The sequence below is a fragment of the Tsukamurella ocularis genome, assembly GCF_965138335.1.
Lineage (GTDB): Bacteria > Actinomycetota > Actinomycetes > Mycobacteriales > Mycobacteriaceae > Tsukamurella > Tsukamurella ocularis_A.
This window is the reverse complement of sequence record NZ_CBCSDV010000015.1, coordinates 76193-103133: the sequence shown is the minus strand read 5'-3', so window position 1 is coordinate 103133 and position 26941 is coordinate 76193. Positions and strand designations below refer to the sequence as shown.

The 26941-nt window shown below is 73.7% G+C and carries 26 protein-coding genes; 11 read left to right on the top strand and 15 right to left on the bottom strand.

The window, feature by feature from the left end; genetic code table 11:
• Positions 1–44: 44 nt before the first annotated feature.
• Positions 45–1208, top strand: coding sequence for a cation:proton antiporter (locus ACNAYW_RS14860; protein WP_415850451.1), 1164 nt, complete (start codon positions 45–47; stop codon positions 1206–1208).
• Here the strand turns inward: ACNAYW_RS14860 and ACNAYW_RS14855 are convergent.
• Together ACNAYW_RS14855 and ACNAYW_RS14850 are read right to left on the bottom strand one after the other, a co-directional pair.
• Positions 1193–2044 (bottom strand): exodeoxyribonuclease III, encoded by an 852-nt coding sequence (locus tag ACNAYW_RS14855; protein WP_415850476.1) that lies wholly within the window; start codon positions 2042–2044, stop codon positions 1193–1195. The two genes, ACNAYW_RS14860 and ACNAYW_RS14855, sit on opposite strands and share 16 nt — an antisense overlap.
• A 14-nt stretch (positions 2045–2058) precedes the next feature.
• Positions 2059–3225, bottom strand: coding sequence for a zinc-binding dehydrogenase (locus ACNAYW_RS14850; protein ID WP_415850450.1), 1167 nt, complete (start codon positions 3223–3225; stop codon positions 2059–2061).
• Between the two features lie 115 nt (positions 3226–3340).
• On the opposite strand from ACNAYW_RS14850, the gene ACNAYW_RS14845 reads away from it, so the two are divergent.
• The 3 genes from ACNAYW_RS14845 to ACNAYW_RS14835 are packed head-to-tail and all read left to right on the top strand — an operon-like array spanning position 3341 to position 5821.
• Positions 3341–4078: a lipase family protein gene (locus tag ACNAYW_RS14845; protein ID WP_415850449.1), complete on the top strand. Its 738-nt coding sequence runs from the start codon at positions 3341–3343 to the stop codon at positions 4076–4078.
• Between the two features lie 46 nt (positions 4079–4124).
• On the top strand, positions 4125–4580 hold the full coding sequence (locus ACNAYW_RS14840) for an SRPBCC family protein (protein WP_415850448.1): 456 nt from the start codon (positions 4125–4127) through the stop codon (positions 4578–4580).
• Positions 4577–5821 carry an APC family permease gene (locus tag ACNAYW_RS14835; RefSeq protein ID WP_415850447.1) on the top strand — a complete coding sequence of 415 codons (1245 nt, stop codon included), beginning with the start codon at positions 4577–4579 and terminating at the stop codon, positions 5819–5821. Before ACNAYW_RS14840 ends, ACNAYW_RS14835 begins: the two co-directional genes overlap by 4 nt.
• Here the strand turns inward: ACNAYW_RS14835 and ACNAYW_RS14830 are convergent.
• From ACNAYW_RS14830 to ACNAYW_RS14800, 7 genes are read right to left on the bottom strand one after another with little or no spacing between them, the layout of a single operon-like run.
• Positions 5793–6332 (bottom strand): YdcF family protein, encoded by a 540-nt coding sequence (locus tag ACNAYW_RS14830; RefSeq protein WP_415850446.1) that lies wholly within the window; start codon positions 6330–6332, stop codon positions 5793–5795. The two genes, ACNAYW_RS14835 and ACNAYW_RS14830, sit on opposite strands and share 29 nt — an antisense overlap.
• A gap of 14 nt (positions 6333–6346) precedes the next feature.
• A complete protein-coding gene (locus tag ACNAYW_RS14825; RefSeq protein ID WP_415850445.1) occupies positions 6347–7948 on the bottom strand; it encodes an alpha/beta hydrolase family protein in 1602 nt (533 codons plus the stop codon).
• A complete protein-coding gene (locus ACNAYW_RS14820) occupies positions 7935–8930 on the bottom strand; it encodes a CgeB family protein (RefSeq protein ID WP_415850444.1) in 996 nt (331 codons plus the stop codon). Before ACNAYW_RS14820 ends, ACNAYW_RS14825 begins: the two co-directional genes overlap by 14 nt.
• The gene (locus tag ACNAYW_RS14815; RefSeq protein ID WP_415850443.1) at positions 8927–10171 is read right to left on the bottom strand and encodes an oligosaccharide flippase family protein; all 1245 of its coding nucleotides are present in this window, start codon (positions 10169–10171) and stop codon (positions 8927–8929) included. Before ACNAYW_RS14815 ends, ACNAYW_RS14820 begins: the two co-directional genes overlap by 4 nt.
• Complete coding sequence (locus ACNAYW_RS14810) at positions 10168–11307, bottom strand: glycosyltransferase (protein ID WP_415850442.1); 1140 nt, start codon at positions 11305–11307, stop codon at positions 10168–10170. Before ACNAYW_RS14810 ends, ACNAYW_RS14815 begins: the two co-directional genes overlap by 4 nt.
• The gene (locus ACNAYW_RS14805; RefSeq protein WP_415850475.1) at positions 11304–12347 is read right to left on the bottom strand and encodes a glycosyltransferase family 4 protein; all 1044 of its coding nucleotides are present in this window, start codon (positions 12345–12347) and stop codon (positions 11304–11306) included. Before ACNAYW_RS14805 ends, ACNAYW_RS14810 begins: the two co-directional genes overlap by 4 nt.
• Positions 12348–12364: 17 nt before the next feature.
• Complete coding sequence (locus ACNAYW_RS14800) at positions 12365–13318, bottom strand: amino acid--[acyl-carrier-protein] ligase (protein ID WP_415850441.1); 954 nt, start codon at positions 13316–13318, stop codon at positions 12365–12367.
• 140 nt (positions 13319–13458) lie between these two features.
• On the opposite strand from ACNAYW_RS14800, the gene ACNAYW_RS14795 reads away from it, so the two are divergent.
• Genes ACNAYW_RS14795 through acpS form a run of 3 tightly spaced genes read left to right on the top strand, consistent with a single transcriptional unit; the run spans position 13459 to position 15201 of the window.
• Positions 13459–13695: an acyl carrier protein gene (locus ACNAYW_RS14795; protein WP_415850440.1), complete on the top strand. Its 237-nt coding sequence runs from the start codon at positions 13459–13461 to the stop codon at positions 13693–13695.
• Between the two features lie 7 nt (positions 13696–13702).
• Positions 13703–14809 (top strand): glycosyltransferase, encoded by a 1107-nt coding sequence (locus tag ACNAYW_RS14790; RefSeq protein ID WP_415850439.1) that lies wholly within the window; start codon positions 13703–13705, stop codon positions 14807–14809.
• Positions 14806–15201 carry a holo-ACP synthase gene (acpS, locus tag ACNAYW_RS14785; RefSeq protein WP_415850438.1) on the top strand — a complete coding sequence of 132 codons (396 nt, stop codon included), beginning with the start codon at positions 14806–14808 and terminating at the stop codon, positions 15199–15201. The genes ACNAYW_RS14790 and acpS overlap by 4 nt, the downstream gene beginning before the upstream one ends.
• Before the next feature lie 4 nt (positions 15202–15205).
• Here the strand turns inward: acpS and ACNAYW_RS14780 are convergent, their stop codons facing one another.
• Complete coding sequence (locus tag ACNAYW_RS14780; RefSeq protein ID WP_415850437.1) at positions 15206–16576, bottom strand: sugar transferase; 1371 nt, start codon at positions 16574–16576, stop codon at positions 15206–15208.
• Between the two features lie 106 nt (positions 16577–16682).
• Here ACNAYW_RS14780 and ACNAYW_RS14775 point away from each other — a divergent pair, with 106 nt between their 5' ends.
• Together ACNAYW_RS14775 and ACNAYW_RS14770 are read left to right on the top strand one after the other, a co-directional pair.
• Entirely contained in the window at positions 16683–18107 is a 1425-nt protein-coding gene (locus ACNAYW_RS14775; protein ID WP_415850436.1) for a condensation domain-containing protein, read from the top strand.
• 73 nt (positions 18108–18180) lie between these two features.
• Positions 18181–19044, top strand: a complete 864-nt coding sequence (locus ACNAYW_RS14770; protein WP_415850435.1) for a class I SAM-dependent methyltransferase — start codon at positions 18181–18183, stop codon at positions 19042–19044.
• A gap of 25 nt (positions 19045–19069) precedes the next feature.
• Here the strand turns inward: ACNAYW_RS14770 and ACNAYW_RS14765 are convergent, their stop codons facing one another.
• From ACNAYW_RS14765 to ACNAYW_RS14750, 4 genes are all read right to left on the bottom strand, one after another.
• On the bottom strand, positions 19070–19687 hold the full coding sequence (locus ACNAYW_RS14765) for an LGFP repeat-containing protein (RefSeq protein WP_415850434.1): 618 nt from the start codon (positions 19685–19687) through the stop codon (positions 19070–19072).
• 62 nt (positions 19688–19749) lie between these two features.
• Positions 19750–20517, bottom strand: a complete 768-nt coding sequence (locus ACNAYW_RS14760; protein ID WP_415850433.1) for an acyl-CoA thioesterase domain-containing protein — start codon at positions 20515–20517, stop codon at positions 19750–19752.
• Between the two features lie 139 nt (positions 20518–20656).
• Positions 20657–22876 (bottom strand): catalase/peroxidase HPI, encoded by a 2220-nt coding sequence (gene katG, locus ACNAYW_RS14755; RefSeq protein ID WP_415850432.1) that lies wholly within the window; start codon positions 22874–22876, stop codon positions 20657–20659.
• Between the two features lie 207 nt (positions 22877–23083).
• Positions 23084–24367: a serine hydrolase gene (locus ACNAYW_RS14750; protein ID WP_415850431.1), complete on the bottom strand. Its 1284-nt coding sequence runs from the start codon at positions 24365–24367 to the stop codon at positions 23084–23086.
• A gap of 28 nt (positions 24368–24395) precedes the next feature.
• Between ACNAYW_RS14750 and ACNAYW_RS14745 the strand changes: the two genes are divergently transcribed.
• Both ACNAYW_RS14745 and ACNAYW_RS14740 read left to right on the top strand, forming a co-directional pair.
• Positions 24396–25106, top strand: coding sequence for a lysoplasmalogenase (locus ACNAYW_RS14745; RefSeq protein WP_415850430.1), 711 nt, complete (start codon positions 24396–24398; stop codon positions 25104–25106).
• Between the two features lie 28 nt (positions 25107–25134).
• The gene (locus ACNAYW_RS14740; RefSeq protein ID WP_415850429.1) at positions 25135–25968 is read left to right on the top strand and encodes a MerR family transcriptional regulator; all 834 of its coding nucleotides are present in this window, start codon (positions 25135–25137) and stop codon (positions 25966–25968) included.
• 1 nt (position 25969) lies between these two features.
• Here ACNAYW_RS14740 and ACNAYW_RS14735 read toward each other — a convergent pair whose 3' ends face one another.
• A complete protein-coding gene (locus ACNAYW_RS14735) occupies positions 25970–26914 on the bottom strand; it encodes a DUF808 domain-containing protein (protein WP_415850428.1) in 945 nt (314 codons plus the stop codon).
• Between the last annotated feature and the right edge of the window lie 27 nt (positions 26915–26941).

The following is a 26941-nucleotide window of genomic DNA, read 5'->3' as shown; positions in this document are numbered from 1 at the left end:
TCTTTTCGGTCGCAAAGCCCGCGTCGCCGGATTACTGTCTGCGCATGACGTTCTCGACGTTGGCCCTGATCACGGCATTGGGGTTGCTGGGCCCGCTGCTCTCGGCGAAGCGGCGGTGGCACATTCCCGTCGTTCTCGGTCCGGTCCTCGGCGGTGTGATCTTCGGCGCCACCGGTTTCCGGGTGCTGGACGCGAGCGAGCCGACGTTCCAGTTCCTCGCCAACGTGGGGTTCGCGATCGTGCTGTTCCTCGTCGGCACGCACATCCCGGTGCGGGATCCGGCGGTGCGCTCGGCGCTGGGGGGCGGGGCGCTGCGGGCGATCGCGATCGGGCTGATCGCCGCCGTCCTGGGCGGGGTGCTGTCCCAGGTCTTCGACACCGGGCACGCCGCGCTGTACGCGGTGCTCATGGCGTCCTCGTCGACCTCCATCGTCCAATCCGTCATCAAGATGAACGGCCTGACCGACCCCTCCCTGCTCGGACTGACCGCGCAGGTGGCGATCGCGGACGTGGTCTGCATCGTCGCGCTCCCGTTGGCCATCAACCCGCCGACCGCGCTGCGCGCCGCGGTGGGCGCCCTCGCCGTGATCGCCGCGGCGTTCGTGCTCTACCTGATCCTGCGCTGGTCGGAGAAGACCGGGCTGCGCCGGCACCTCGAGGAGGTCTCCGAGGAACGCGAGTTCGCGCTGCAGCTGCGGATCAGCCTCGTCGGCCTGTTCATCCTCGCCGCGATCGCGACCACGACCCACGTCTCGATCATGATCGCGGGCTTCACCCTCGGGCTGGCGGTCTCCGCGGTGGGGGAGCCGCGGCGGATGGCCTCGCAGCTCTTCGCCGTCGGCGAGGGCTTCCTCGGGCCCCTGTTCTCGGTGTGGCTGGGCGCGGTCGTGGACCTGCGGCACCTGATCGAACACCCGAAGTTCATCGTGCTGGGGCTGGCCCTCGGGCTGGGCTCGCTCCTCGCGCACGGCGCGATGCGCTTCGCCGGTCTGCCGGCGCCGCTGGCCGTGCTGTCCGCGGCGCAGGTCAGCCTGCCGGTGTCGGCGGTGACGGTCGGCGAGGAACTGCACGTGCTCGCGTCCGGCGAGGGCGCGGCGTTCATCGTCGGCGGAGTGGTGACGGTCCTCGGCGTCGCGGTGGCGGCCAGCCGCGCGACGCGCCTGATGGGCGATCCGGCCATGGCGCAGATGAATCAGCTGAAGATGTAGTCGACGATCACCGGCGCGTGATCGGAGAGCCGCGCGTCGGGCGAGGGCTCCTTGTCGACGGTCACCGCGACCGCCGAACGCGCCAGCCGCGGGGTGGCGAGCTGGTGGTCGATCCGCCAGCCCACGTCCTTGGTGAAGGAGGCGCCCGCCCAGCTCCACCACGAGAGCGGGCCGGGCCGATCGCCGTGCAGCGTCCGCACCACGTCGACGAGGCGGCGCGGCCCGATCCGGGCGTCGATCCAGGCGCGCTCCTCGGGGAGGAAGCCCTCCATCCGCTGCGCGGCGCGCCAGTTGGTGACGTCATGCGGCAGGTGCGCCAGGTTCAGGTCGCCGAGCAGCAGGAATTCGCGGCCCGCGGCGAGCGCGGCGCGCCGGTTGCGGTCGAGTTCGCGGGCGAAGGCGTCCAGGAAGCGCATCTTCCGGGCGTGCTTCGCGCCGCCGTCGGGGGCCTCGCGCATGTTCCCGGGCCGTTGCAGGTGCGCGGGGAGCCCGCCCTTGGGCAGGTACAGGCAGGCCACCGTCAGGCCGGGGAGGTCCGCCTCGACGTACCGTCCCTCGTGGGCGTACTCGGCGAGCCCACGCGCGCGGGGCGGGTGGCTCACCCAGGTCCGCACGGCCGACGGTGCCTCCCGGGACAGGATCGCGACCCCGTTGCGGCCCGGGACGGAGCCGCAGTCGATCGCGGCGTGGTAGCCCGGGAACCCGCCCACCTCGGCGGGCGGGCAGCGCAGCTCCTGCAGGGCCAGCACGTCCAGGCCGCGCCCCGCGAGCCAGTCGTCGAAGCCGCGGCGCCGCGACGCCCGGATCCCGTTGACGTTGAACGTGCCGATCCGCAGGCCGGCGGGGGCGGTCAGGGCGCGGTCGCCGTGCTCGACGGGTCGATGAGGATCTTGGCGTGCACCTCGGGGTCGCCGAGGGCGTCGAAGGCGGACTCCACGCCGCCCAGCCCGACGGTGCCCGTGACCAGCGGCTTCACGTCGACCTTGCCGTCCGCCATCATGTGCAGCGTGTCGTGGAACTCGCCCGGGTCGTAGCCGAAGACGAACCGCAGGTCGATCTCCTTGTTGCCGGCGAGGGCGGGCATGATCTGGTCGGGTTCCATGCACACACCGACGACGATCACGCGGGTGCGCAGCGGCGCGGCCTCGATGATCGAGTTGATCATGCCGGGCACGCCCACGCACTCGAAGACCACGGGGCCGGACGGGGTCTCGCCGATCTTGTCCGCGAGCCGGAAGACGTGCCACCACGGCAGGGGCCCGGGGACCAGGGTGAGCTTGTCCATGGTGCTCACGCCCAGCTTGAACAGGTCGCTGGCCCTGCGGATCTCGGTCCGGGGCTGCTTGTAGGCGTCCCACGGCTGCTGCTCCCGCGGGTCGACGACGACGTGGGCGCCCATCTCCTTCGCGAGGGCGCGGCGGCCGGGGGAGAAGTCGCTCGCGATGATCTTCTTCACGCCCGAGGCGCGGAGCATCGCGATGACGGCGAGGCCGATGGGGCCGCAGCCGATCACGATCGCCGTCCGCCCGCGGCCGACCTCGGCGCGGCGCACCGCGTGCCACGCGACGGCCATCGGCTCCGTGAGGGCGGCCTCCTCGTCGGACAGCTTGCCGGGGACGGGCATCGTCATCGACTCCTGGACGAGCACCTGCTCGGCGTACGAGCCGGGGGACCGCTCCGACAGGCCGACGAGCTGCGGCTCGCTGCCGACCATGAGGGTCGGCAGGGCGACCACGCGCGTGCCCTCGGGCCAGCGCTTGCGGCAGCCGGGCCCGTACTCGGCGACGGTGCCCACGAACTCGTGGCCCATGACGATGCGCTGGTCGGTGCGCATGCAGTCGGGGTATCCGGCCTTGGCGGCGAGGTCCGCGACGAGGTCGGCGTGGTGACGGGCGTGCAGGTCGGAGCCGCAGATCCCGGTGCGGGTCACGTTCAGGAGCACCTGCCCGCGGGCCGGGCTCGGGGCGGGGAGGTCTTCGACGGTCAGGCGACCTTCGGTGCACACGACAGCTTTCATGCGTTCGAGAATAATCGCTGCGTCCGCCGGGCCCGGTTCCCGCACCCGACGGGTGCTATGAGCCGCCTCACGCGCTTCGTGTTGCAATCGCAATCACGACTGCTATGTTGCGATCATGCAGATCGTGAAGAAGTCCTTCATCGCGCTCGCAGCGGCCGTCGGTGCCACCGCGATCGTGCCCGCCGGCGCGCACGCCGAGGCCGCGCCGCTCGTGTACGTCATCGGCGGCTTCATCGCGCCCGGCACCATGTACGAGCCGCTCAACAGCCACATCCGGGCCGCCGGCTTCGACGTCGAGCCGCTGTGGCTGACGGGCCTCGACCACCGGGCGGACGCGAACCGCCTCAAGGGCATCGTCGACGCCGAGAAGCGGGCGAACCCGCGCCGCGACATCTCGATCCTCACCCACAGCAACAACGCGCTCGTCGACCGCTACTACCTGAAGGTGCTCGGCGGGTCCCGGGACGTGCAGCGCTCCGTCGTGCTCGGCGGCGTGGAGTACGGCTCGCCGACCGGCTGCGTCCTCCCCGCCCCCGCGAACCAGTCGTGCAACGGCTCCGCGCTGATCAACCGGCTCAACGCCGGCCTCGACACCCCCGGCCCCACCGAGTACTACGCGATCCGGAGCACCCGAGATCCGCTGTCGGGGAACCTCGACGGCCGCCAGTGCCGCGCGAGCGTCCAGGGCTATCTGCCCGCGGCCGCGTCGGTCGATCACGCGTGGCTCGGGTGGGACCCGCGCGTGGTGCCGCTGGTGATCAGCTCGCTCAAGGGGACCTGCCCCGGGCGATGGGTGACCTCGCCCGAGGGCTCGGTCACGTACGAGAACAGCGTCGACCTGAACCGCAGGTAGATTCCATCGCTGGGCGCGAAGCGGGTGGACCTGGTTCGATGACTGCGTGAGCACATCGGATGACACCCGCATCGTCTCCGCCTCCCGCGATGTCGCGGCCCCGGCGGACCTCGTCTTCGACCTGATCGCCGACCCCGCGCGCCAGCCCGAGTGGGACGGCAACGACAACCTCACGGAGGCCGCACCGGGCCAGCGGGTCCGCGCCGTGGGGGACGTCTTCACGATGACCCTGACCAACGGCCAGGTCCGCGAGAACCACATCACCGAATTCGACGAGGGCCGGCTCATCGCGTGGCGGCCCGCGCCCGTCGGGGAGCCCGCCCCGGGGCATCTGTGGCGCTGGGAGCTGGCGCCCCTGGCGGACGGCGGCACCCGGGTGACCCACACCTACGACTGGACGCGGCTGCACGACGAGCAGCGTCTGCCGCGCGCCCGCGCGACCACCGCGGACCGTCTGGCGGCGTCCCTCGACCGGCTCGCGGCGCGCGCCGAGGACCAGTGACCGGACCCGAACTGCGGCGCACGCTCGGCCTGGCGGACGCCGTCACCGTCGGCCTGACCGCCATGATCGGTGCCGGCGTCTTCGTCGCCTTCGGTCCGGCCGCCGCGGCCGCCGGTTCCGCGCTGTTCGCGGGCCTCGCGATCGCCGCGCTGATCGCCTACTGCAACGCCAGCAGCTCCGCCCGCCTCGCCGCGAGGTACCCGCAGTCCGGCGGCACCTACGTCTACGGGCGGGAACGCCTCGGCCCCTTCTGGGGACACCTCGCCGGCTGGAGCTTCGTCGTCGGGAAGACCGCGTCCTGCGCGGCCATGGCGCTCACCGTCGGCCACTACGCCTGGCCGGCCCAGGGACACGCCGTCGCCGCGGGCGCCGTCGTCGCGCTGACGGCGCTCAACGTCGCGGGGGTGGAGCGCTCGACCCGCGTCGCCCGGGTGGTCGTCGCCCTCGTGCTCGCCGTCCTCACCGCGCTCGTGGTCGCCGCGTTCGCGACGGGCGCAGCGGAGCCGTCCCGGCTCTTCGACGGTGCCGCCGCCGGCCCGTTCGGCGTGTTGCAGGCCGCGGGCCTGCTGTTCTTCGCGTTCGCGGGATACGCGCGCATCGCGACCCTCGGCGAGGAGGTGCGCGACCCCGCCCGCACGCTCCCGCGCGCGATCCTGCTCGCCCTCGCCATCGCGCTCGGGGTGTACGCGATCGTCGGTGTCGTGCTGGTCGCGGTGCTCGGCACGGAGGCGCTCGCGGCGTCGGCCGCGCCGCTCGCCGACGCCGCCCGGGCGGTGGGTCTCCCGGTCGCCCTGGTCACCGTCGCCGCCTGCGTCGCGGCGCTCGGCTCATTGCTCGCGCTGCTCCTCGGGGTGTCCCGGACCGCCCTCGCCATGGCCCGCGACGGGCACCTGCCGCGCGCCCTCGGCACCGTCCACGAGGCGCGCCGGGTCCCGGTGCACGCCGAGGTCGCCGTCGGCGTGGTCGTCACGGTGGTGGCCGCGACGGCCGACCTGGGTGCCGCCATCGGCTTCTCGTCGTTCGCGGTGCTGGTCTACTACGCCGTGGCGAACGCGTCCGCGTGGACGCTCGACTCCGCGGTCCGTGCGCGGATCGTTCCGGCCGTCGGACTGATCGGGTGCGTCCTCGTCGCGCTCTCACTGCCGACGGGTTCGGTGTCGGCCGGCATTCTCGTGCTGGTCGCCGGTGCGCTCGCGTACACCGTGACCCGCTCTAACAGCCCGTCTGGTACAGCGCCTTGAGCCAGCCGGCACTCTGATAGCCCCAGCCGAACACCGTCTCCGCGGTGCCGCGCCGCTCGGGGTAGTCCGTCATCTGCATCGACTTGTCGTAGCAGCGCTCGAGGATGAAGCGGGCACGTTCCAGGTGGGCGGTGGTGGTGACCACGATGATGTCGTTCCAACCGCGGGCGGCGGCGAGCCGCTGCACCTCCTGCGCCTCGCCGCGCGTGGTCCACGGCTGCGGGAGGAAGCACGTGACCTGCACGCCGGTGATGGGCCGCGCACACAGCTCCTGCATCCGGGTGTCGTCGGGGCCGACCGAGTTCGACAGCACGACCTGCGTGGACAGGCCCTGTTCGGCGAGCCGGAGGCCGTATTCGAACCGGTCGTAGGGGTTGCCGCCGAGCACCACGATCGCGTCCGCCGGCTGCAGGGTCCGGTCGATCTTCGGCTGGAGGTAGGCGCGGTCGAGCGCGATGCCGACGGCGACGACGAGCGCGAGCGCCACCAGGCCCGCGACGAGGCGACGCATGCCCCGCCCTCCCGTCACCGCTCTGCGCACCACTGCAGTATCGCGGTTGCAACATCAGCCCGCACATCGGGGTGGTACGCCGGGTGGTCTCCGGCGGCGGGGCGCAGGGTCCGGACGGTGCCCGCGCCGGGTCGGCGGGCGAGGCGGCGCAGCCCCTCGGGGCCGCGTTGGGCGTCGAACCAGCCGGCGTCGGGCGGTGCGAGCACGAGGACGGCGTGGGTGCCGCGCGCCACGACGGGCCGCAGCAGCACCTCGGGGACCTGGGTGACGCCGCGCCGGCCCAGCAGCCGCCAGGCGGGGTAGGGCAGCCCCCGGCGGAGCAGTTCCTTGACCCGCCCGCGCGGGCTGCGCGCGAAGGCGGGATCCGTCCGGGGCACGCCCAGGTCCGCGGCCGCCGGCGCGGCGGTGATACCGGGCTTGAGGCGCCACGAGTACAGCACAGCGTTCACCAGGACCGTGGCGTCGGCGACGGCCGCGCGCGCGGCGTGGGCGGCGTACCAGGAGCCCGAGCAGACGCCGGCGGTGAGCAGTGGGCCGTCGAGCGCGTGGGCCGCCGCGGCAGCGTCGTCCACCCCGGTCGGGGGGAACAGCGCGACGGCCTCGCCGGCGGCGACGTCCCCCGATTCGCCGGCGCCCCGGCGGTCGAAGCGCAGCGCGGCGCAGCCCGCCGCGGCCACCTCGCGGGCCAGCTCCACCCAGGCGCGGTTCGGGCCGTGCCGGGTGTCGTTGGCGGTCGCGCACAGCAGCACCGAACCGCGCGGCGCCGCCCCGCCGGCGGGGACGGTCCGGATCGCTGCGGCGCCGCCCACCTCCTCGATCCGTTCCTCGGCGCCGCGCAGCCGGGCACTCGTGCGGATGGCGGGATCGACGGTGACGCGCTCCGCGCCGGGCAGCGCCGCCCCGAGCCAGGCGGCGATGTCCGCGATGGCGGCGTCGGGGATCCGCACGAGGTGCGCGTCCGGTTCGACGAAGTCCGGCATGCCGTCGACGGTGATCCGCTCCGCACCGTCGGGACCCGCGGGCGCGGCGCCGGGGCGCCCCACGAGCAGGAGGCGCGGCGCCGTCAGGCGGTCGGCCGGGAGCGCCGAGAGCTCGGCGATCGCGTTCGGATGCGCGTCGAGGCCGATCCACGTGCCGGACCCCGCGCCGATCGTCATGCGCGCGAGCGCTGCTTGCGCGCGCGCGAAGGCCCTGCCGCCCACGGGGTCCCACAGCACCGCGGCGGGCGGGGTCAGGCCCGCGGCGCCCGCGATCGCCGCGCCCACCCGCAGCGCCACCACCGCCGGTGATCCCACGCCGAGACCGCGCAGGTACGCGTCCGCGTGACGCACGGAGGCGACCCATCCGTCGGCGCCGCCGGGGAGGCCCGCGGCGCCCGCGGAGTCGCCGGTCCCGAGGTAGTCGAAGCGGAGCACGGCGACACCGTCCGCGGCGAGCAGCGCCGCGAGCCGCCGCAGCCCGCGCAGGGCGTCGTACTGCTCCTTCGCGAGCGGCGGTACCAGCAGCACCGCGCCGCGGACCCGGCGCGATGCGGGCAGGTGCAGCGCGCCGTACAGCGGCGCGTCGGCGGGGCCGAAGTAGGTGCGCAGCTCCACCGGCCGGTCAGTCGAGGACATCGAGGATCTCCCTCGCCCGGTCCGCGTAGGTGTGCCCACCCCGGGTGATCGCGGCGTGCCCGGCGGCGGCGATCCGCGCCGCGGCCGCCGGGTCGGCGCGCACGCGCGCGACGAGGCCGTCGATCTCGGCGGGGTCGTCGTAGAGCAGTGCCTCCCGGCCGTCGGCGAGCAGCTCCGCGTGTTCGACGGTGCGCGGGCCGACGAACAGTCCGCCCGCCGCGGGCACCTCGAAGGTGCGGCACGTGTGCGTGTCGCGGTTGTCGGAGTTGAGCAGCACGAGGTTCGCGTCGACCGCCGCGATCGCGGCCGACAGCGCGGTGCCGTACTGCGGGCCCCGCACCGTCGCCCGGCTGCGCAGGGCGGCGGGCCTGCGGCGCCATCCCGGGCCCGCGAGGTAGAACTCGGGTCCGAGGCGGGTGGCGAGGCCCGTGAGCAGGTCGGCCCGGTCGGGGCGCGCGTTGCCGATGAACCCGGCCGCGTACCGCCGGGCGGAGCGGGGCACCACCGGTCGGTGCCACGCCGGGTCGTAGGCGCTGCGCACGAAGATCGCGTGGCGCGCGCCCCGCGCCAGCAGTTCGGGCACGTTGTGCGCCTTCGTGGTGACGACGGCGTCCCACCGGGGTTCCGCCGCGAGGTACTCGGGGGTCGTGTTCACGGGGTTGGCGACGTCGTCCGCGCTGTAGTGCACCCGCCGGCCGGCGGGGAGCGCGAGCAGCCGCTCCTGGTCCAGGTGCACCGACGTGTAGCAGAACAGCAGGTCGGCGACGGGCTGCGCCTCCAGCCGACGGTGCACCGCCTCCACGGTGCCGGGCGCGCGCCGCCCGGTGCGCTTGGCGTACCACCACGCCGCGCTGCCGCGGCGGGGGAGCGTCACCGGCGTGGTGTCGACGACGACCACCTCGTGGCCGGCGCGGCGGAAGCCCTCGGCGAGTGAGCGCGCGTTGCTGCCGTACCAGTCGTCGCCCGCGAACAGGATCCTCATGCCGCACCGCCGCCCGCCGCGGTCGGAGCCGTGTCCGCGGCCTCCAGGCGCCGGGCCCGCAGGACCGAGAACCCCGCGGCGGCGGTCTGCGCCACCACGATCCCGATCACCACCGTCCTCGGGTCGTGCGTGCGCAGCGCCGCGGCGACGGTGCCGGCGATGACGGCGGCGCCCACCGCGCCGGCCAGCAGCACGCCCCGCGCGTCGCCCAGGACCGGCAGGACGGCGGTCGCGACGAAGGAGGCCACCGCGAGGCCGGGCAGGGCCCACGCCTGCGCCTGCAGCAGCGGGACGGCTCCGTCGAACTCCGCGCCGAAGACGAGCGGCACCAGGCACGGCGCGAGCACCGTTGCGACGGCGGCGAGCACGGCGCCGCCCGCCGCGACCAGCACGGTGCCGCGGCGCGCGGTGGCCCAGAACGCGCCCGTCCCGCGGCGCGCCAACCGGGGGAGCAGGCTCACGCCCACGGCGTCGAGCAGGGCCCCGGCCGCCTGGACCGGGCGGTCGCTCGCGCTGAACAGGCCCAGCGCGGGCGGGGGGAGCGTCGGCGCGAAGACCGTCGCCACGCCCGGCCCGTAGGACGAGGAGAGCAGCCGTGCCGCGAACACGGGTCCGCCCGTGCGCAGTAGCTCGGTCGGCGGCCCGGGCCGGCGGGGCCGACCGAAGTCGCGGAGCGTCCGCGCCCAGGACCAGCCGACCGCGACGAGGTTGCCGGCGAGCAGGCAGGCCATCGCCGCCTCGGGCGTCCGCACCTGCGGCAGCACGCCGACCAGGAGCGCGAGGTAGACGACCCGGCCCGCGGTCTGCTGCGCGACGACGGCGCCGAACCTGCCGGTGCCGAGCAGTACCCAGTCGTCGCCGCACGCGCTCACCGAGCCCACGACCAGGCCCAGCGCGCCCAGCTCCACGGCGCGCGGCACGGGCAGCGCCGCGGCCAGGAGGAACGCCGCCGTGAACACCGCGAGCGCCGCGACGCGGAGTCCCGCGTAGTCGCCCCGCAGCCGGGCCAGTCCGGGTTTCTCGGCGTGGGCCGCGACGAACGCGGTGATGCCGAGGTCGGTGCAGAGGGCGCCCAGGAAGCAGGTCGACATCGCGATCGCGAGCAGTCCCATTCCGGCGGGGCCGAGGAGTCGCGCGCAGAGCGGGATGGTCACGAGCGTGATCGCGTACTGGCCGTAGCGGCCCGCGGAGACGAGGGCCACGTCGCGGAGCACCCCCGCGGTACCGCGGAGCGGGCTCATCGCTCGTCCCGCGCCACCCGGGCCAGCAGGGAGTCCGCGATCGCGGCGGAGGTCTTGAGGTCCAGATCGCGGCCCCGGTCGCGCGCCGCGGCGCTGAGCTGCTCGCGCAGTTCCCAGTCGGCGATCAGCGCGTCCAGCGCGACGGCCAGGAGGTCGGGCCGGCGGGGCGCCACGAGGACGCCGTCCTCCCGGTCGACGATGAGCTCCGTCGGGCCGCCGGCGCGGGCGGCCACCACGACCCGGCCCGCGGCCATCGCCTCGGCGACGACCTGCCCGAAGGGCTCGGTGAGCCGCGAGTAGTGCACGACGATGTCGGCGTCCGCCGCCTCGGCGATCGGGTCCGCGACGTGCCCGGTGAAGGTCACGCGGTGCGCGATGCCCAGGCGCGCGGCGAGTTCTTCGAGCTCGGCGAGGTACCCGTCGTCCCCGTCGAAGTGCGTGCCGCCGACGAACCGCACCGCGGGCTCGGCGTCCATCTGGGCGAGTGCCCGCAGCAGCAGGTCCTGGCCCTTCCACGGCGTGATCCGGCCGATCATCGCGATCTTCACGTTCTTCGGGGCGCGCTGGGGTTCGGGGACGGGGACCGCGCTCAGGTCGACGCCGGGGTGGCACACCGCGGTCGGGCTGCCGCCGGTCGAGATCGTGCGCAGGGTGCCGCGCGAGTTGGCGAGATACCCCGAGGCGGCCAGCCGGCCGAGGAGTCGGAGTGCGAAGCGCTTGCGGCCGAAGTACTCCGCACTGACGCGATCATGCACCTGCCACACCAGGGGGATGCCCGTGCGGCGGGACGCGACGGCGCCCACGAGGAGTGCCTTGGTCGACTCGGCGACCACGACGTCCGCGTCGGCGTCGAGCAGCAGCGGCGTGAGCCGCCGCCCGGCGCGGTACAGGCCGACGGCTCCGCGGAGCAGCCCCACCGGCCCGGTGTCGCGCCGCACCGTCGACGGCCGCCCCGGGACGACGGTGACGGGCACGTCGGCGGCCTCGAGCACGTCGGTCAGGGGGCCGGGGGCGAGGAGCACGACGGTGGCCGGTACCCCGCGGTGGCGCAGTTCGCCGGCGAGGCGGGCGAAGGCCAGTTCCGCACCCGAGGGCGCTGCGGTGTGCCCGAGGAAGACGGGGCGGCGGGCGCTCACGCGGCGATCGCCCGGTAGAGCGCGGCGTGGCGCGCGGCCGCGACGTCCCAGCCGAACCGTGCGGCGTGCGCGCGGCAGTCGTGCGCCGAGGGGCGGGCGCCGTCGAGTCCCGCGGCCAGGCGGTCCGCGAGGGCGCCGAGATCCCCGGCGGGGACGACCAGGTCGGGGGCGAGGTCGCGGACGGCGTCGGGAAGCCCGCCGACGTCGGTGACCACGGGGGCGCGTCCGGAGGCGAGGGACTCGAGGGCGACGAGACCGAAGCCCTCCCAGGCCACCGACGGAACGGCCGTCAGCGTCGCGGCGGCGTACCTGCGCGCGAGGTCGGCGTCGTCGATCGTTCCCACGAACGTCACAGTATCGGTGATCCCCAGTTCCGCCGCGCGTTGGCGCAGAAGCGCGCGCTGCGTGCCGTCGCCCACCACATCGAGGCGGGCGTCGGGATGTCGGGCGAGTACCGCCGGCCACGCCCGCAGCAGCACGTCGATGCCCATGCGGCGCTCCAGCCGGCGCACGCACAGCACCCGCGGCGGACCGTCGGGGGCGGGGGCGGCGGTGAAGCGTTCGAGGTCGACGCCGGGCGGGATCACGGCGATCGCGCCGCGGTCCGCCCCGTACCGGGACACGAGGACGTCGGCGAATGCCTGCGAGAGCACCACGAAGCGGTCGCTGCCGCGGTAGCGGGCGCGCTCGACGAGCGCTTTCACCGCGACCGCGACCCGGCCCTCGCCGGCCGTGGCGCTCTCCTGCGCCCACGGCCCGTGGAAGTGGGTGACCAGGGCGGCGCCGCGGGGTGCGGGCCCGAACAGTGCGAAGTGCCGGTCGAGGACCGCGGTGCCGTCGGGGGCGCGGCGGCGCGACGCCCGTACCCGTGCCGCGGTGCCGCCGGTGTCGGCTCCCCAGCTGCCGCCGCCGGGCTCGGGATCGCCGAACGCGGACGCGCTGGCATCGACGTCCGGGCGGCGCCGCAGGGCCGCGAACAGGTCCGCGAAGTATCGCGGCAGGCCACCGGGCGTCGCACCCGGCCAAGTGGTCCCGGTCAGGTGGACGCGGACAGCCGTCACAGTTGTGCGGAGACGGATGCGGGCCAGGCCGCGCGGTCGAGGCCGTGGGTGGCGAGCAGTGCGAGGGCGATCCGCTCGATGCCGAAGCCGAGGCAGGCACTGTGCGCGGGCGCGCCGTCCACGGTGGTGATGTCGAAGTGCACCCCGAAATGATCCCGGTGGTAGTTGCTGGACGCGACGGCGACCCCCGGGACGTCCTCGCCGTACATCGGCACGAGGATCTCGGTCTTGAGGTTCTCCGCGGACTGATCGGCGGCGAGCAGCCGGCCGGCACGGCCGAAGAACGGGTCGGTCGCGGGCGTCCGCCGGACGGCCAGGCCGAGATCGGCGAGCAGATCGGCGGCGCGGGCGACCCAGGTGTCGCGGTGCGCGACCGCCGCGCGGTCGGTGCCGACGCGGACGATCTCGCGCATGCGGAAGGACTGCATCCGAGCGGGATCCACGGAGGGCTCGCGTCGGAAGCAGTGGCCGGAGACGTCGACCCAGGCGCCGTCGCGCGGGAGCTGCCCGCTGAGAACCGGGTACACCGAGTGGCACGCGGACGGGACCAGCGCGACGTCGCTCGCGTGGAAATGGCCGCCCCAGTCGTGGCCCGCGTTGCGGCCCGCGAGCAGCAGGCGGTGTTCGGCGTCGCCGCCGGTGTACGTGGACACCGCCGCGGCGAGCTGGGGGAAGGACGCGATGTAGTCGGTGCGGTCGAGGTACTCGCGCGGCATCACCGGCGGGAAGGACAGCACCGTGGCGGCGCCGCCGTGCACCTCGCGCACCGTCGCGCCGATGAGCGCGTCGATCGCGGTGGTCAGGTCCGCGAACGCGGCGCTCTGGCCGTACACGCCGTCGACCCCCGACGGGATGAGGAGCCCGGCATCGAAGAGGGACGTGCGGAACTCCTGCTGACGCGCGTGCAGGTCAGTAAAGTCGATCGCACGGGTTGCCGTTGCCTGCGTCATCGGTCTCTTCTCCATGGCTGGAACCGTTGTCACTGCAACACGTTACCAGGCTAGGGTGTGCGACGGTGGTGTGGGCGTCGCGACTGCAAAGGGATTCGCCGTCGGCTCGGTGTCGGGGCGCAGTGCAGGTGGGAGGTGCGATGGACGAGGTGATCCGCGCGATCGTCGCGGTGCACGGCCGGTTGACCAGGCCGATCGCGGAAATTGCAGGTGGTGATGATCTGTTTGCGCTCGGGCTCACGTCCCACGCCGCCGTGAACGTCATGCTGGCTGTCGAAGACAGATTCGCGATCGAGTTCCCAGACTCGGTGTTGAGCAAAAACACATTCAGTACGCTGGATTCGATCGCGGCGACGGTCCGCGGGCTCACCGGCTGAGCCGCCGATGACCCGCATCGCCGTCGTCCACGAGCGGTGGACCGAGCAGGGCGGCTCCGAGAACGTCGCGCGGGCCCTCGTCGACGCCTGGCCCGACACCCGCCTGCACGTCGCGTTCGCCGATCCCCGCGCCGTACCGGGGGACCTGCGTGAGCGGATCGCCGTCACCGGACTCGATCCCGTGCACCGCGCGCTCGGCCGCCGCTCCCACGCCCCGCTCATCCCGCTCGCGCCGGCTGCGTGGCGCCGGCACCGTCCGGACCCCGGGGCCGACGCCGTCGTCATCAGCCATCACGCGATGGCCGTGTCCGCGGCGTCGGCCTGGCCCGATGCCGCGGTCGTCGCGTACGTCCACTCGCCCGCGCGGTGGGCCTGGATGCCGGAACTGCGCTCGGGCGAGGCCTTCGGCGCCGCGGGCCGGTTCGCGTTGACGGCCCTCGCCGCGCAGACGCGCGCGGTCGAGACCGCCGCCGTCCCGCACCTCGACGTCGTCGTCGCGAACTCGAGCGCCGTCGCGCACCGCATCGAGCGCTGGTGGGGCGTCCCGGCGCGGGTGGTCGCGCCGCCGGTCGACGTCGCGCGGTTCACGCCCGACGGTGCCGTCCCCGGCGACTACTTCCTGGTCGCGGGCCGGCTCGTGCCCTACCGCCGCGTCGACCTCGCGATCCGCGCCGCGCAGCGCGCCGGAGTACGGCTCGTCGTGGCCGGCGACGGTCGGCACGGCGCCGCGCTGCGCCGCATCGCCGGCGCGGAGACCGCCTTCCTCGGCCGCGTCTCGGATGCGGAGATGGTGCGCCTGCAGCGCGAGGCCGTCGCCACCGTCATGCCGGGCGAGGAGGACTTCGGCATCGTCCCCGTGGAGGCCATGGCGGCCGGCACTCCCGTCCTGGCGCGCGCCGCGGGCGGCGCGCTCGACACGGTCGTCCCCGGCGTCTCCGGCGTCCTCGTGCCCGACGTTCCCGACGAGGCGTTCGTCGAGGCCCTCGCCGCGGCGATGCGGGGCCTGGACCCGGCCGGGTTCGACCCGGCGGTGCTGCGCGCGCACGCGGAGCGCTTCTCCGTGCCCGCCTTCCAGGAACGGATGCGCGCGATCGTCGCGGAGGCGGCGCGATGAACCGGGTCGGGATCGACATCGCGGAGGTGGCGCGCATCGAGGAGTCGATCGCGCAGTTCGGGGCGCGCTTCACCGCCCGGGTGTTCACCCGCGGGGAGCTCGCCGACTGCGCCGGGGACGCCCGGCGGCTCGCCGCGCGGTGGGCGGCGAAGGAGGCCGTGGTCAAGGCGCTGCGCCTCGGGCCGGGCGTGGCGACGCCGCCTCGCGAGGTCGAGGTGATCGGTACGCCGCGCGGTCCGGAGGTGCGGCTGCACGGCGGGCTCGCGGCGCACGCGCGCGAGCAGGGGTGGCTCCGTGTCGAGCTCTCGCTCACTCACACGGACGGATCCGCCGCGGCGGTGGTGCTCGCCGAGCTCACCGAGCTCGCCGCGGGTGGGCGCGGCGCTCAGTAGCCCCCTAGCGCCCGCCGCGGCCGAAGAGCACCGTGCCCACCGAGATCAGCAGGATCTTCATGTCGAGCCACAGGCTCCAGTTCTCGATGTAGTAGTTGTCGTAGGACGCGCGGTCCCGGATGTCCGTGTCGCCGCGGAGCCCGTGGATCGCGGCCCATCCGGTCAGGCCCACCATCACGCGGTGCCGGGACTGGTAGGCGGGGATCTCCGCGCCGAAGCGGTTCGCGAAGTGCGGGCGTTCCGGCCGCGGGCCCACCACCGACATGTCGCCGCGCACCACGTTCCACAATTGCGGCAGTTCGTCGATGGAGTGCCGGCGCAGGAACCCGCCGAGTCGGGTGATCCGCAGCCGGTCGTCCGTCCAGTCGCGGTCCGACTCCTCGTCGGGCACCGGTCGCATGGTCCGGAACTTGTACAGGGAGAACAGCCGCCCGTCCTGGCCCACGCGGGTCTGCCGGAACAGGATCGGCGCGCGCGGCTCCTGGAGCTTGATCGCCACGGCCACCAGCAGCAGGAGCGGTGACAGCAGGACGAGCCCCAGCAGGGAGGTCACGAACGAGGTGACGCGCTTGACGCGCCAGTGGCTCGAGCGGAGCGCGAGGCGGCGCACCAGCACGAGGGGGGTGGTGTGGATGCGGTCCATGTCGCGGTCCTGGTGCACGAACTCGTACAGGCGCGGGACCACGTAGATCTCGCAGTCCAGGGTGTCGCAGTCGCGCAGGGGCTCGACCAGCGTGGCGTCGCGATCGCGGGAGAAGGCGACGATCACGGTGTCGATGTCGCGCTCGCGGATCAGCCGGGCGAGGTCGTTGCGGCGCGGGATCACCTCGACGGGGAAGAGGGTGGCGTCGAGGGGGTCGTCGTCCATCACCAGGACGGGGCGCAACCCGTACTCCGGGAACTCGAACATCGAGTGGACCAGCTCGCCCGCGACCTTGCCGCCGCCGATGACCAGCGTGCGCCCGCCGCGCTCCGGATGCCGGGCACGGTGCCGCCGGACCGCGCCGTAGTACAGCACGCGGACCGCGAACAGCACGATCCAGCAGGCCACCGCGTCGATCAGCTGGGAGTGGTCGTCCTGCCACACGGTGATGACCCCGAGCGGTGCGATCATCCACCCCGCGATCGCCAGCTGCGGCGCAGAATCGAGGGCGCTCAGCGTGATCCGCGTGCGGTACAGGCCGAACAGGTAGAAGACGCTCACCGTGAACGCGGCGCCCACGAATCCCTGGATCGCATGGCCGATGTGGGACGGGGTGCTGTGGTTCGTCGCCGCGAGGAACGCGTAGACGACGATGAAGTCGAGGAACGCGAGCGCCCACGAGTGGCGGCGCATGCGGCGGCCGCTACCGGCCGGTGCACCGTTCGTGGTCATGCGCTCCTCGGGGCCGTCGGGGTCATCCGTCGCTTGAATATAGGACATCTCCGCCGGGCTGTGACAACCAGTGCAGTCCTGTCGCAGCCCGCGTACTGTGAGCGTCGTGCAGCCCCTCCCGTCGCAGACCGCGCTGCTCCAGTCGGCCGCGCACCATCCCGGCGGTCGGGCGCTCGTGATCGACGCGGTCCTGTGGACCACGTTCCAGGGCGAGAGCGACGCGCTCGCACGCGCCATGGCGGAGACACTCGCCGAGACCGAGACCGCCGGGGTCGGTGCGGTCCTCGCGCCCGACGGGTCGGTTCGGCTGGTCGCCGCCGACCGGGCCCCGGTCACGGTCCGCGCGTTCGGCGACGAGGACGAGCTCCGGCGATGGCGTGCGCGCGGCGCGCTGGCGTTGGACGGCGGCCCGTTGGTCCGCGCGACGGTCGTGCGCCGCGGGAGCGAACACGGTGTGCGTCTGCTCGCGCACCATGCGCTGCTCGACGGCTACTCGTGCATCCGTCTCTTCCGCCGGCTCGCGGACCGGCTCGCCGCCGAGGACGCAGGGGCGACGCTCCCGTTCGCCCGGCGCGGTGATCTCGCGGCTCTCGCGGCTGCGGCCGCCCCTCTGCGGGCGCCGGACCCCGCGTTCTGGGCCGTCGCGACGGAGGGGCTCGGCGAGCCGGGCCACGAGATCGCGTTCACCGATCGCACGGCGCCGCCCGTCGATCATCCGTTGCAGTACCGCACGACCGTGCCGGCATCGGACTTCCTGGCCCGTCGGTCGTGGCCCGAGGAGGCCGTCGGCACCGTCGCGGCGTACGTGGCCCGACACCTGGGCACCGATGTCGCGCAGGTGGGGGTGACCGCCGCCCTGCGGAGGACCGCGCTCGAGCGGGCCACCCCGACCGCCTGGGTGGCCGTCGTCCCGACCCGGCTAGCGGTGCCGGACGACGCCACGCCCGTTTCCCTGGCCGGGGACCTGCGCCGCTGGCTGGACGCCGCGGCGGAGCGGATCGCCACCGGCGAGCGGCCCGAGCAGCTCCTCACCACGATCCCCGCCGCGTGGCGCACGAGGCGCGTGTTCGGGCCCGTCATCAACGTGCTGCCGGACCTCGGACTGCCGGGGTGGTCGCTCGACGTCACCGCCTGGGGGCCGGTCCCGGACTGCCTGCTCTCGGTGTACCCGGATCGGAACGGCGAGGTGATCGTCGACGGGGTCTTCCACCCCGACCTCTACGACGCCGAGCAGGCCGCCGCGCACGTGGAGGCCATCGCCGCGCTCGTGCCGGCGGCGTTGGCCCGGCCGAACGCGCCGCTCCCGCCGATCCCGGCGAGGCCCGTGGATCCGGATCGGGTCGCTGTGCCCGGCGGTTGGGTGTCGCCCGGGCGACTGCGGGCCGCGCTCGACGCCGCGGGATTCACCGCGGAGGAGGCGGAGCTGCGTCTGCGAACGCCGGCGACCGTCGTACTCCATGGGGTCGGCGCCGATCGAGTCCCGTCCGCGCGGGCGGTCGTGCCGCCGGGAGTGCGTGTGCGGCGGGCGTGAGCACCACGCCCGGATTTTGCTGGAATGGCACTGAAACTTGCCGTCTCGACGAATCTCGATGCACGGTGGATCCATGACCGAGCACGCACACGCACAGCCGCACGCGCACAGCCATCCGGATTGGGCCGCGCTCGCCGCGGAGATCGAGGCCGAGGGCGAGACCCTGCTGCCGTACGTCGAGCAGGCCGCCGATGTCATCGGAGGGCGACTGGCAGCGCCCGGAACGATCCTCGACGTCGGCTCCGGGCCGGGTGTCTTCGCCGCCGCTCTGGCCGGACGGTTCCCGTCCGCGCGGGTGATCGCGGTGGACGGATCCCCGCAGCTGCTGGACCGGGCCCGGGACCGCGCGGCGCGGGCCGGGCGTCCGATCGAGACCCTGCACGCGGAGCTGCCCGACGGCTTCCCGGCGCTGCCGGCGGCGGATCTGATCTGGACCGCGCAGACCATGCACCACCTGGGCGACCAGGCCGCGGCGGTCGGTGCGCTCGTGGGCCGTCTCCGCCCGGGCGGGGTGTTGGCGGTGGCCGAGGGCGGCCTGCCGTCGCGTTTCCTCCCGCGCGACATCGGCATCGGCCGCCCCGGGCTCGCCGAGCGGCTCGACGCGCTGCAGGCCGTCGGCTTCGGGGAGATGCGGGCCGCGCTCGACGGCACCGTCGACGTGCCGGAGGACTGGCCCGCGGTGCTGCGGGCGGCGGGGCTGCGCGACGTGCACGCCCGGACCTTCCTGGTGGACCGCCCGGCGCCGCTCGACGACGCGTCCCGGGCGGGCGTGGCCCACCATCTCGGCCGCTACCTGCGGATGGCCGACCGCCTCGATCCCGACGACGCGGCGGTGCTGCGCAGGCTCACCGACCCGGAGGACCCGCACAACGTGCGACGCCGCCCCGATGTCTTCGTGCTCGCCGCACGAACGGTGTACATCGGGACGGCGCCGTGACCGTCGTCGGGGACGAGTCGGGGGACTAGGAGACCGTCGCGACCCCGTCGCGGAACGTGATCGTCCCGTTCTGGAAGGTCTGCTTGATCGCGCCGTTCTCGGCGGTCTCGTCGCTGGTCGGGTAGCCCAGCTTGCCGGCCTCGTGGCCCGCGTCGCCCCACTTGTCGCCGATCACGCCGTGCACGACGTGCGCGCCCGAGGCCTGCGACCAGTAGATCGTGCCGCCCTTGAGCGTGAGGTACTTGCCCTTACCGTCGGGCAGCGCCGAGACGGGGCCGAGCGGCGCACCGAGGTGCCCCTTCTCGTAGCCGTACTTCGCGTACTCGCCGATGATCGGGCCGTCGGTCAGGGTGACCTCCGTGCCGCCGGGCGTCGCGATCTTCGTCGACGGCACAGCGGCCTTCGACTCGGAACCCGCGCCGGACCCGCCTGCACCGTTCGCGCCGGACTCGCCCGCACCGGACTCGCCCGCACCGGAACCGTTCGCGCCGGTGACCGCGGAGGCCGCGCTGCCGGCCGCCGACGTCGCGGCGTCCTTCGCGTCGTTCGCCGTGTCCTTGGCGCTGTCGCACGCGGCGAGGGCAACGGTCAGCGCGGCGGCGGCGGCTACTGCACCGATCGTCCGAGTGATCCGAGTATTCATAAGAGCTCCCTTCGGCAGGGTGAATTGAACGCTCGAAATGTAACCACACTCCTGCCCGGATTTCAGCGCAGACGCACCGTTTGTATCTGATCCACCGTTCCGACCGGGCCCGCGATGTCGTGAATGACCGAATGGGTCAGACCTGCGCCATCGGGTCCGGTGGACACCCGCGTGTCGAAGCCGATGGCACTGCCGACCGGGTCGCGGAACAGGTGCGCGGTGAGGTCGAGGTTCGGATACGCCACGTCCTCCGGAGTGAACCGGGGTGTCATTCCGTTCGCGATATCAAAAAGGCGCGCCGCCCGGGCGATCGGCCCCGTCGGCTCGTCGAGCAGCTCCACGTCGGACTCCACCCAGTACGTCGCGCGGCCCGGGCGCACCTCGGCGCGCCGGGTCCGGGCGGAGGCGATGAAGCCGCCCGGCCAGACGGTGCTCGGCTCGTACTCCGGCAGCTGCTCCGCAGGCGGGATCGGGTCGAGTTCCGTCCCGGCGACCTCGCGCGTGTCGCGCCGATCGAGCAGCCAGGCGCGCAGGACGAGACCGGCGCGGCCGCCGTGGCTCAGGGTGGCCTCGACGAGCTCGATGGTGCGGCCCGGGCGCACCACCCGCACGTCTACCTCGACGACGTCCATGGGCAGGGTGCCGAGGATGTCGTAGGACAGGCGCGCGATCCGCAGGTCGTCGTCGCGGCGGGTGTTCCGGTCCTGTTCCACTGCGTGCGCGAGGAGCCCCATGGGCGGAGCGATGTGCTGTTCGGCGGTGTTCCAGCCGCCGGAGACGTGCTCGGTGGGACGGAACGCGGTCGCGGAGACCCGATCGAAGTACGGCATGGAGTGAGCGTACGCCCGCGACCGGCGCGTATCGCACTTAGGGTTAATTCTCACTAACTGGAATTCCGGTGCCGACACGACCGCGCCCCGCACACCGGGAACGGTGTACGGGGCGCGGCTGCCGGCCGGAGGAAGAGGATCAGGCCTTCACATCGAACCGGTCTGCGTTGGCGAGCTTGGTCCATGCGGCGACGAAGTCGCTCACGAACTTCTCGCCGGCGTCGGCGGCGCCGTAGACCTCGGCGATGCCGCGGAGGATCGAGTTCGAACCGAAGACGAGGTCGGCGCGGGTGGCCGTCCACTTCTTCTCGCCCGTGGCGCGATCGGTGCCCACGTAGGTGGCGTCGTCGTCGGACGCCGGGGCCCACTTCGTGTTCATGTCGAGCAGGTTCACGAACCAGTCGTTGCTCAGCGTGCCCGGGCGGTCGGTGAAGACACCGGCCTCGGAGCCGCCGTAGTTGTTGCCCAGTACGCGGAGTCCGCCGAGCAGCACGGTCATCTCCGGCGCGGTGAGGCCGAGCAGGTTCGCCTTCTCGACGAGGAGGTACTCCGCCGGCATCGGCGCGCCCTTCGCGACGTAGTTGCGGAAGGCGTCGAAGCGCGGCTCCAGCACGGCGAACGACTCGACGTCCGTGTCCGCCTGGGTCGCGTCGGCGCGGCCGGGCGTGAACGGGATCGTGACGTCGACGCCCGCGGCCTTGGCCGCCTGCGCCACGCCGGCGTTACCCGCGAGGACGACGACGTCGGCGAAGGAGACCTTCTTGCCCGACTCGGCGTTGAAGGCCTCGACCACGCCCTCGAGCGTCCGGATGACCTGCGCGAGCTCGTCCGGCTCGTTGACCTCCCAACCGGCCTGCGGCTGCAGGCGCAGGCGGCCGCCGTTGGCGCCGCCGCGCTTGTCGGTGCGCCGGAACGAGGAGAAGGCCGCCCACGCGGTCTTGACCAGCTGGGCGGTGGTCAGGCCGGTCGCCAGGATGCGCTCGGTGATGACGTCCGCGTCGGCCGCGTCGATCGGCGCGCCCTCGGCCGCGGGGATGGGGTCCTGCCACAGGTGCTCGGTCTTGGGGACCAGCGGGCCGACGTAGCGGGCGGTCGGGCCCATGTCGCGGTGGAGCAGCTTGAACCAGGCCTTGGCGAAGGCGTCGGCGAGCTGCTGCGGGTTGTCGAGCCAGCGCTTGGTGATCTCGCCGTAGATCGGGTCGAAGCGCAGCGACAGGTCGGTGGTCAGCATCGACGGGTGGGTCTTGCCGGTGCCGAAGGCCTCCGGCACCGAGTTCGCCCAGCCGCCGTCCTTCGGGCGCCACTGGTTCGCGCCGGCGGGGCTCTGGAAGAGCTCCCACTCGTTGCTGTAGAGGATCTCCAGGAAGCTGTTGTCCCACTTGGTCGGCGTGTGCGTCCAGATGACCTCGAGTCCGCTGGTCACGGCGTCCTTGCCGACGCCGGTGCCGTTGCCGCCCTTCCAGCCCAGGCCCTGCTGTTCGATGGGGGAGGCCTCGGGCTCGGGGCCGTTCTCGACAGGGCCCGCGCCGTGCGTCTTGCCGAAGGTGTGGCCGCCGACGATGAGCGCCGCGGTCTCCTCGTCGTTCATCGCCATCCGGCCGAAGGTCTCACGGATGTCGTCCGCGGCCGCGATGTAGTCCGGCACGCCCTCGGGCCCCTCGGGGTTGACGTAGATCAGGCCCATGTGGGTGGCGCCGAGCGGCTGGTCCAGGTCGCGCTTGCCGGAGAACCGGCCGTCCGAACCGAGCCACGTGTGCTCGGGGCCCCAGTACACGTCCTCCGGCTCGGCGACGTCGGCGCGGCCGAAGGCGAAGCCCTCGGTGGTGAAGCCCATGTCCTCGAGGGCGACGTTGCCCGCGAACAGGATGAGGTCCGCCCAGGAGAGCTTGCGGCCGTACTTCTGCTTCACGGGCCAGAGCAGGCGGCGCGCCTTGTCGAGGCTGACGTTGTCGGGCCAGCTGTTGAGCGGCGCGAAGCGCTGCAGGCCTGCGCCGCCGCCGCCGCGACCGTCCGTGGTGCGGTACGTGCCGGCGGAGTGCCACGACATGCGGATGAAGAGGGGGCCGTAGTGGCCGAAGTCGGCCGGCCACCAGTCCTGCGACTCGCGCATGAGCGCGACCAGGTCGGCGCGGACGGCGTCGACGTCGAGCGTCGCGACCTCGGCCGCGTAGTCGAAGTCGGCACCGAGGGGGTCACCCTCGGCGGGGTTGTTCGCGAGCACCTTCAGGTTGACCTCGTCGGGCCACCAGTCACGGTTGCCGCCGCCGGCCACCGGCGGGCGCAGCGACCCGTGGGCGACGGGGCAGCCGCCGCTTCCGCTCGTCTGTTCCTGGGGGGAGGTGGTCTGATCCTCGGACACGGCGTTCCTCTCGGGTACGGATGTGTGTACGGCTGTTGAAGTGAGGCGGCCGGGCTGGCGGGCCGCGCGTCACTCACTCTACGTCCGCGGCGCGCCGGTTTCCAGCGTTTCTGGAATTATTCTAGAAATACGTGAAAGTCGAGGTGAAACGCCCTATCGGTACGGTAGGGATGCCCTATTGACGGGCGCGACACGGCGCGCCGGCGATCAGTCGCGCCGCCGGGCGAAGGCCGCGCCGATCGCGTCCAGGAGGGCGGGGTAGCGCTTCGCCTCGGGGTGGCCGCCCGGCTTGCCGCTCGACACCACGGCGGCCGCGAGGTCGCGCTCCGGATCGGCCCACATCGCGATCTCGGTGAGGCCCGTGTGCCCGAAGGCGGCGGGTGCGTGCCGCCCGAACGGGCCGAACCGCTCGGACCCCAGCATGTAGCCCGTGCCCCACCGGAGCGGCGCGCCGCCGGTGGCGAAGTCGGGGCGCAGGCGCCGCGCCTGCCGGGTGGCCGCCGCGAGGGTGTCCGGGCGGAGCACGCGCACCCCGTCGAGTTCGCCGCCGCGGCGGAGGATCTCGGCGAACCGGGACAGCTCCTGCGCGTTCGACACCAGGTTGGACGAGGGCACGATCCCGGTGAGGAACTGCGGCGAGTTCGACATCGGCACGATCTGCTGCATGGTGCCGCCCACCACCTTCCGGAAGGCGGCCTCGATCGCCGGCGGCGCGGGCCTGCCCGTCGCGTAGCTCAGGCCGACGGCGGGCACGTCCGACGGGGCGACGCCGAAGTTCGTCCACCGGAAGGCCAACGGCTCCAGGATCTCCGCGGCGGCGATCTCGCGGATGGACCGCCCCGTGGCGGCCAGTACCAGCTCGCGGACCAGCGGCCCCCAGGTCAGCGCGTGGTAGAAGTGCAGCCGGCCGGGGGAGTAGACGGGCTTGATCCCGGCGAGCATCGCCCGGGTGTACTCGCTGTCCTCGGACCGCTTCAGGTCCGGGCGCGGCCCGGTGTTGATCGGAATGCCCGCGCTGTGGGTCAGTACGTGCCGCACCGTGATCCGGTCCTTGCCGTCGGAGACGAACTCGGGCATGTAGTCGCAGACGCGGGCCTCGAGCGCGAGGTCGCCACGCTCGATCAGCCGGTGCAGCACCGTGACCGCCACGCCCTTCGCCGTGGAGTAGGTGCAGAACGGCGTGTCGACGGTGACCGGCACGGGCTCGACGGCCTCGTCCCGGTTGGACGGGAGATCGGGGCCGTTGCCGCGGGCGTGACCGATGGCGCGGTTGAGGACGACGCGGCCGCGGTGCCGCACGCACACCTGGATCGCGGGCTGCATGCCGGCGGCGTACCAGGAGCGCGCCGCGAGCCAGATCCGCTCCGTCGCGCGGGGATCCGCGCCGGAGCCGTCCTCGGCGCCGACATCGGTGATCGCGTCCAGGTCGCGAGGGACGCGGATGCGGCCCTCCTCGGGGGTGGGGGCCGCCGGCGCGGTGTCGCTGCTCACGGGACGAGCCTACGGATAGATTGGCGCGGTGACCCGCGCCAGCACCTCGCTCAAGCTCGCCTACGCCGCCCTCGCCGCCGTCGACACCGCGCTCTCGGCCTCGCCGAAGCCCGCCCATCATCACGCTCGGCGCTGCACCAAGCCGCTGCTGCTGCCGACCCTCGCGGCGTCGTTCGCGACCGACCCGCGGGCGCGGCGCTCGCCGCTGCGGCGCAGCACCCTCGCTGGACAGGCCGCGGGCTGGGTGGGCGACGTGGCGCTGCTCGGCGACGAGCCGCAGCACTTCGCTTTGGGGGCCAGCGCCTTCGCCACGGGCCACGCCTGCTACATCAGCGGGCTCCTGGCACAGCGCGACCCGGACGCCTCGCTCGCGCGGCCGGCCGCCGTCGGCGTCGCCTGGGCCGTGGGCGCCCCGCGCACCCTGCTCGCCGCGTACCGCGTCGCTCCGGCGCTGGCCCCGGTGCTCGCCGGCTACTCCGCCGTGCTGAGCGGCACCGCCGCCGCGGCGACGGTGCTGGGCCCGCAGATCCCCGCCGACGCCCGGCGCGCCACCCTCGCCGGCGCCGGCCTGTTCCTACTCAGCGACTCGCTCCTCGGCCTGCGCAAGTTCGTGCTCGCCGACCCGCCCGCGTGGCTGGAGGGTGCCGTCATGGCGACCTACACCGGGGCGCAGTTCCTCCTCGCCGAGGGCGCCGCGCGCGCCGGGCGACTCGAGCGGGAGCCCCGCGCCGGGGCTTGACCCTCACACCGTGTCAGGAGGCACAGTGATGCCGGTGACCGACATCCCGGACCTCATGCCCATCGGCAGGTTCTCCTCGCTCAGCCGGATCAGCGTGCGGATGCTGCGCCACTACGACGCCCACGGCGTCCTGGTGCCTGCGGACGTCGACGCCGCGACCGGCCGCCGCAGGTACGACGGTGCGCAGCTCGCCGAGGCGGCCGCCATCCGACGCCTGCGCGACGTGGGGTTCGGCGTGTCCGCCATCGGCGCCCTGCTTGCGGTCCGCGGAACCCCGGCGTACGAGGAGGCCCTGCGTGCGCAGCGCCTCGAGCTCGTCGCGGCCGCGGACCAGACGGTGGCGCGCCTGTCCCTTCTCGACTCGATCCTTCAGGAGCCCACCATGACCGACACCGTTTCCGAGACCACCCTGCCCGCCCGGACTCTCGTCTACCTGCGCGGCACCGTCCCCGACTACGCCGGGGAGGGCCTGCTGTGGCAGCGTTTCCTGCCCGCGCTCCAGCAGCAGGGCATCACCGCCGGCGCCACCGGCGGGTGCATCGAGCACGACGACGAGTTCCGCGAGGCGGACGTGGACGAGTCCGTCTTCGTCGAGGTGGCCGACGGCACCACGGCAGCGGCGCCGCTCGGCGTCCTGGCGACGGGGCCGCTGCGGGCCGTCGTCGCCACCGTCGAGGGGCCGTATCCGCAGGCCATCGGCCGGGCGCACGAGTTGATCGGCGCCTACGTGGCCGAGCATGGACTCGAACTCTCCCGGACCCCGGACGATCCGTCGACGCACCACTTCAACGTCTACCTCAACGATCCGTCGATTGTGCCCGAGGCGGACCTGCGCACGCAGGTCTTCGTGCCGGTGCGCTGAGTCAGTGCGCGGCGGGGGCGCCGCGGAGCTTCGCGATGAGGGACACGATCACGACGACCACGGCGCCCACCGCCAGGCCGAAGAGGGCCGAGCCGAGCGTGTTCGCCAGCCAGCCCACCACCGAGCCGATGGCGGGGATCAGGTCGTGGGCCCAGGTCTCGAAGTGGTGCACCACGGAGTAGGGCCAGTGCCAGCCCAGCTCGTCGAGGCCGACCAGCAGGATGTGGCCGCCGACCCAGCACATGGCGACGATGCCGACGTTCGCGAGCACGCTGAGCACCACCGGCATGGCCTTGACCATCGCGGTGCCCACCTTGCGGCTGAACTCCGACGGCCGCTGCGCGAGCGCGAGGCCCACGTCGTCCATCTTCACGATCGCCGCGACCACGCCGTACACCAGCGCGGTGATGACGATCGCCACGACGACGAGGATCAGCGCCCGGGACCAGATCGACTCGCTCGCGACCTCGTTCATCGCGATCACCATGATCTCCGCGGAGAGGATGAAGTCGGTGCGGATGGCGCCGGCGACCACGGTGTCCTCGTCCACCTCGCCGGTGGACGAGGAGGGTTCGGCGGGCTCGGCGTGGCCGCTGACCTTCTCCCAGATCTTCTCGGCGCCCTCGTAGCAGAGGTACGTGCCGCCGAGCATGAGGATCGGCGTCAGCGCCCACGGCGCGAGCCAGCTCAGCAACAGGATGGCGGGCAGGATGAACACCAGCTTGTTGCGCAGCGAGCCCTTCGCGATGCGGGCGACGATGCTCAGCTCGCGCTCGGGCTTGATGCCCTGCACGTACCGCGGCGTGACCGCGGTGTCGTCGACGACGACGCCCGCCGCCTTGACGCTCGCGCGGCCCGCGGCCGCCGCGACGTCGTCGACCGACGCCGCGGCGAGTCGCGCCAGCGCGGCGATGTCGTCGAGCAGGGCAGCGAGTCCTCCGGCCATGGCGACAGCGTAATCGGGGCGGGCCGC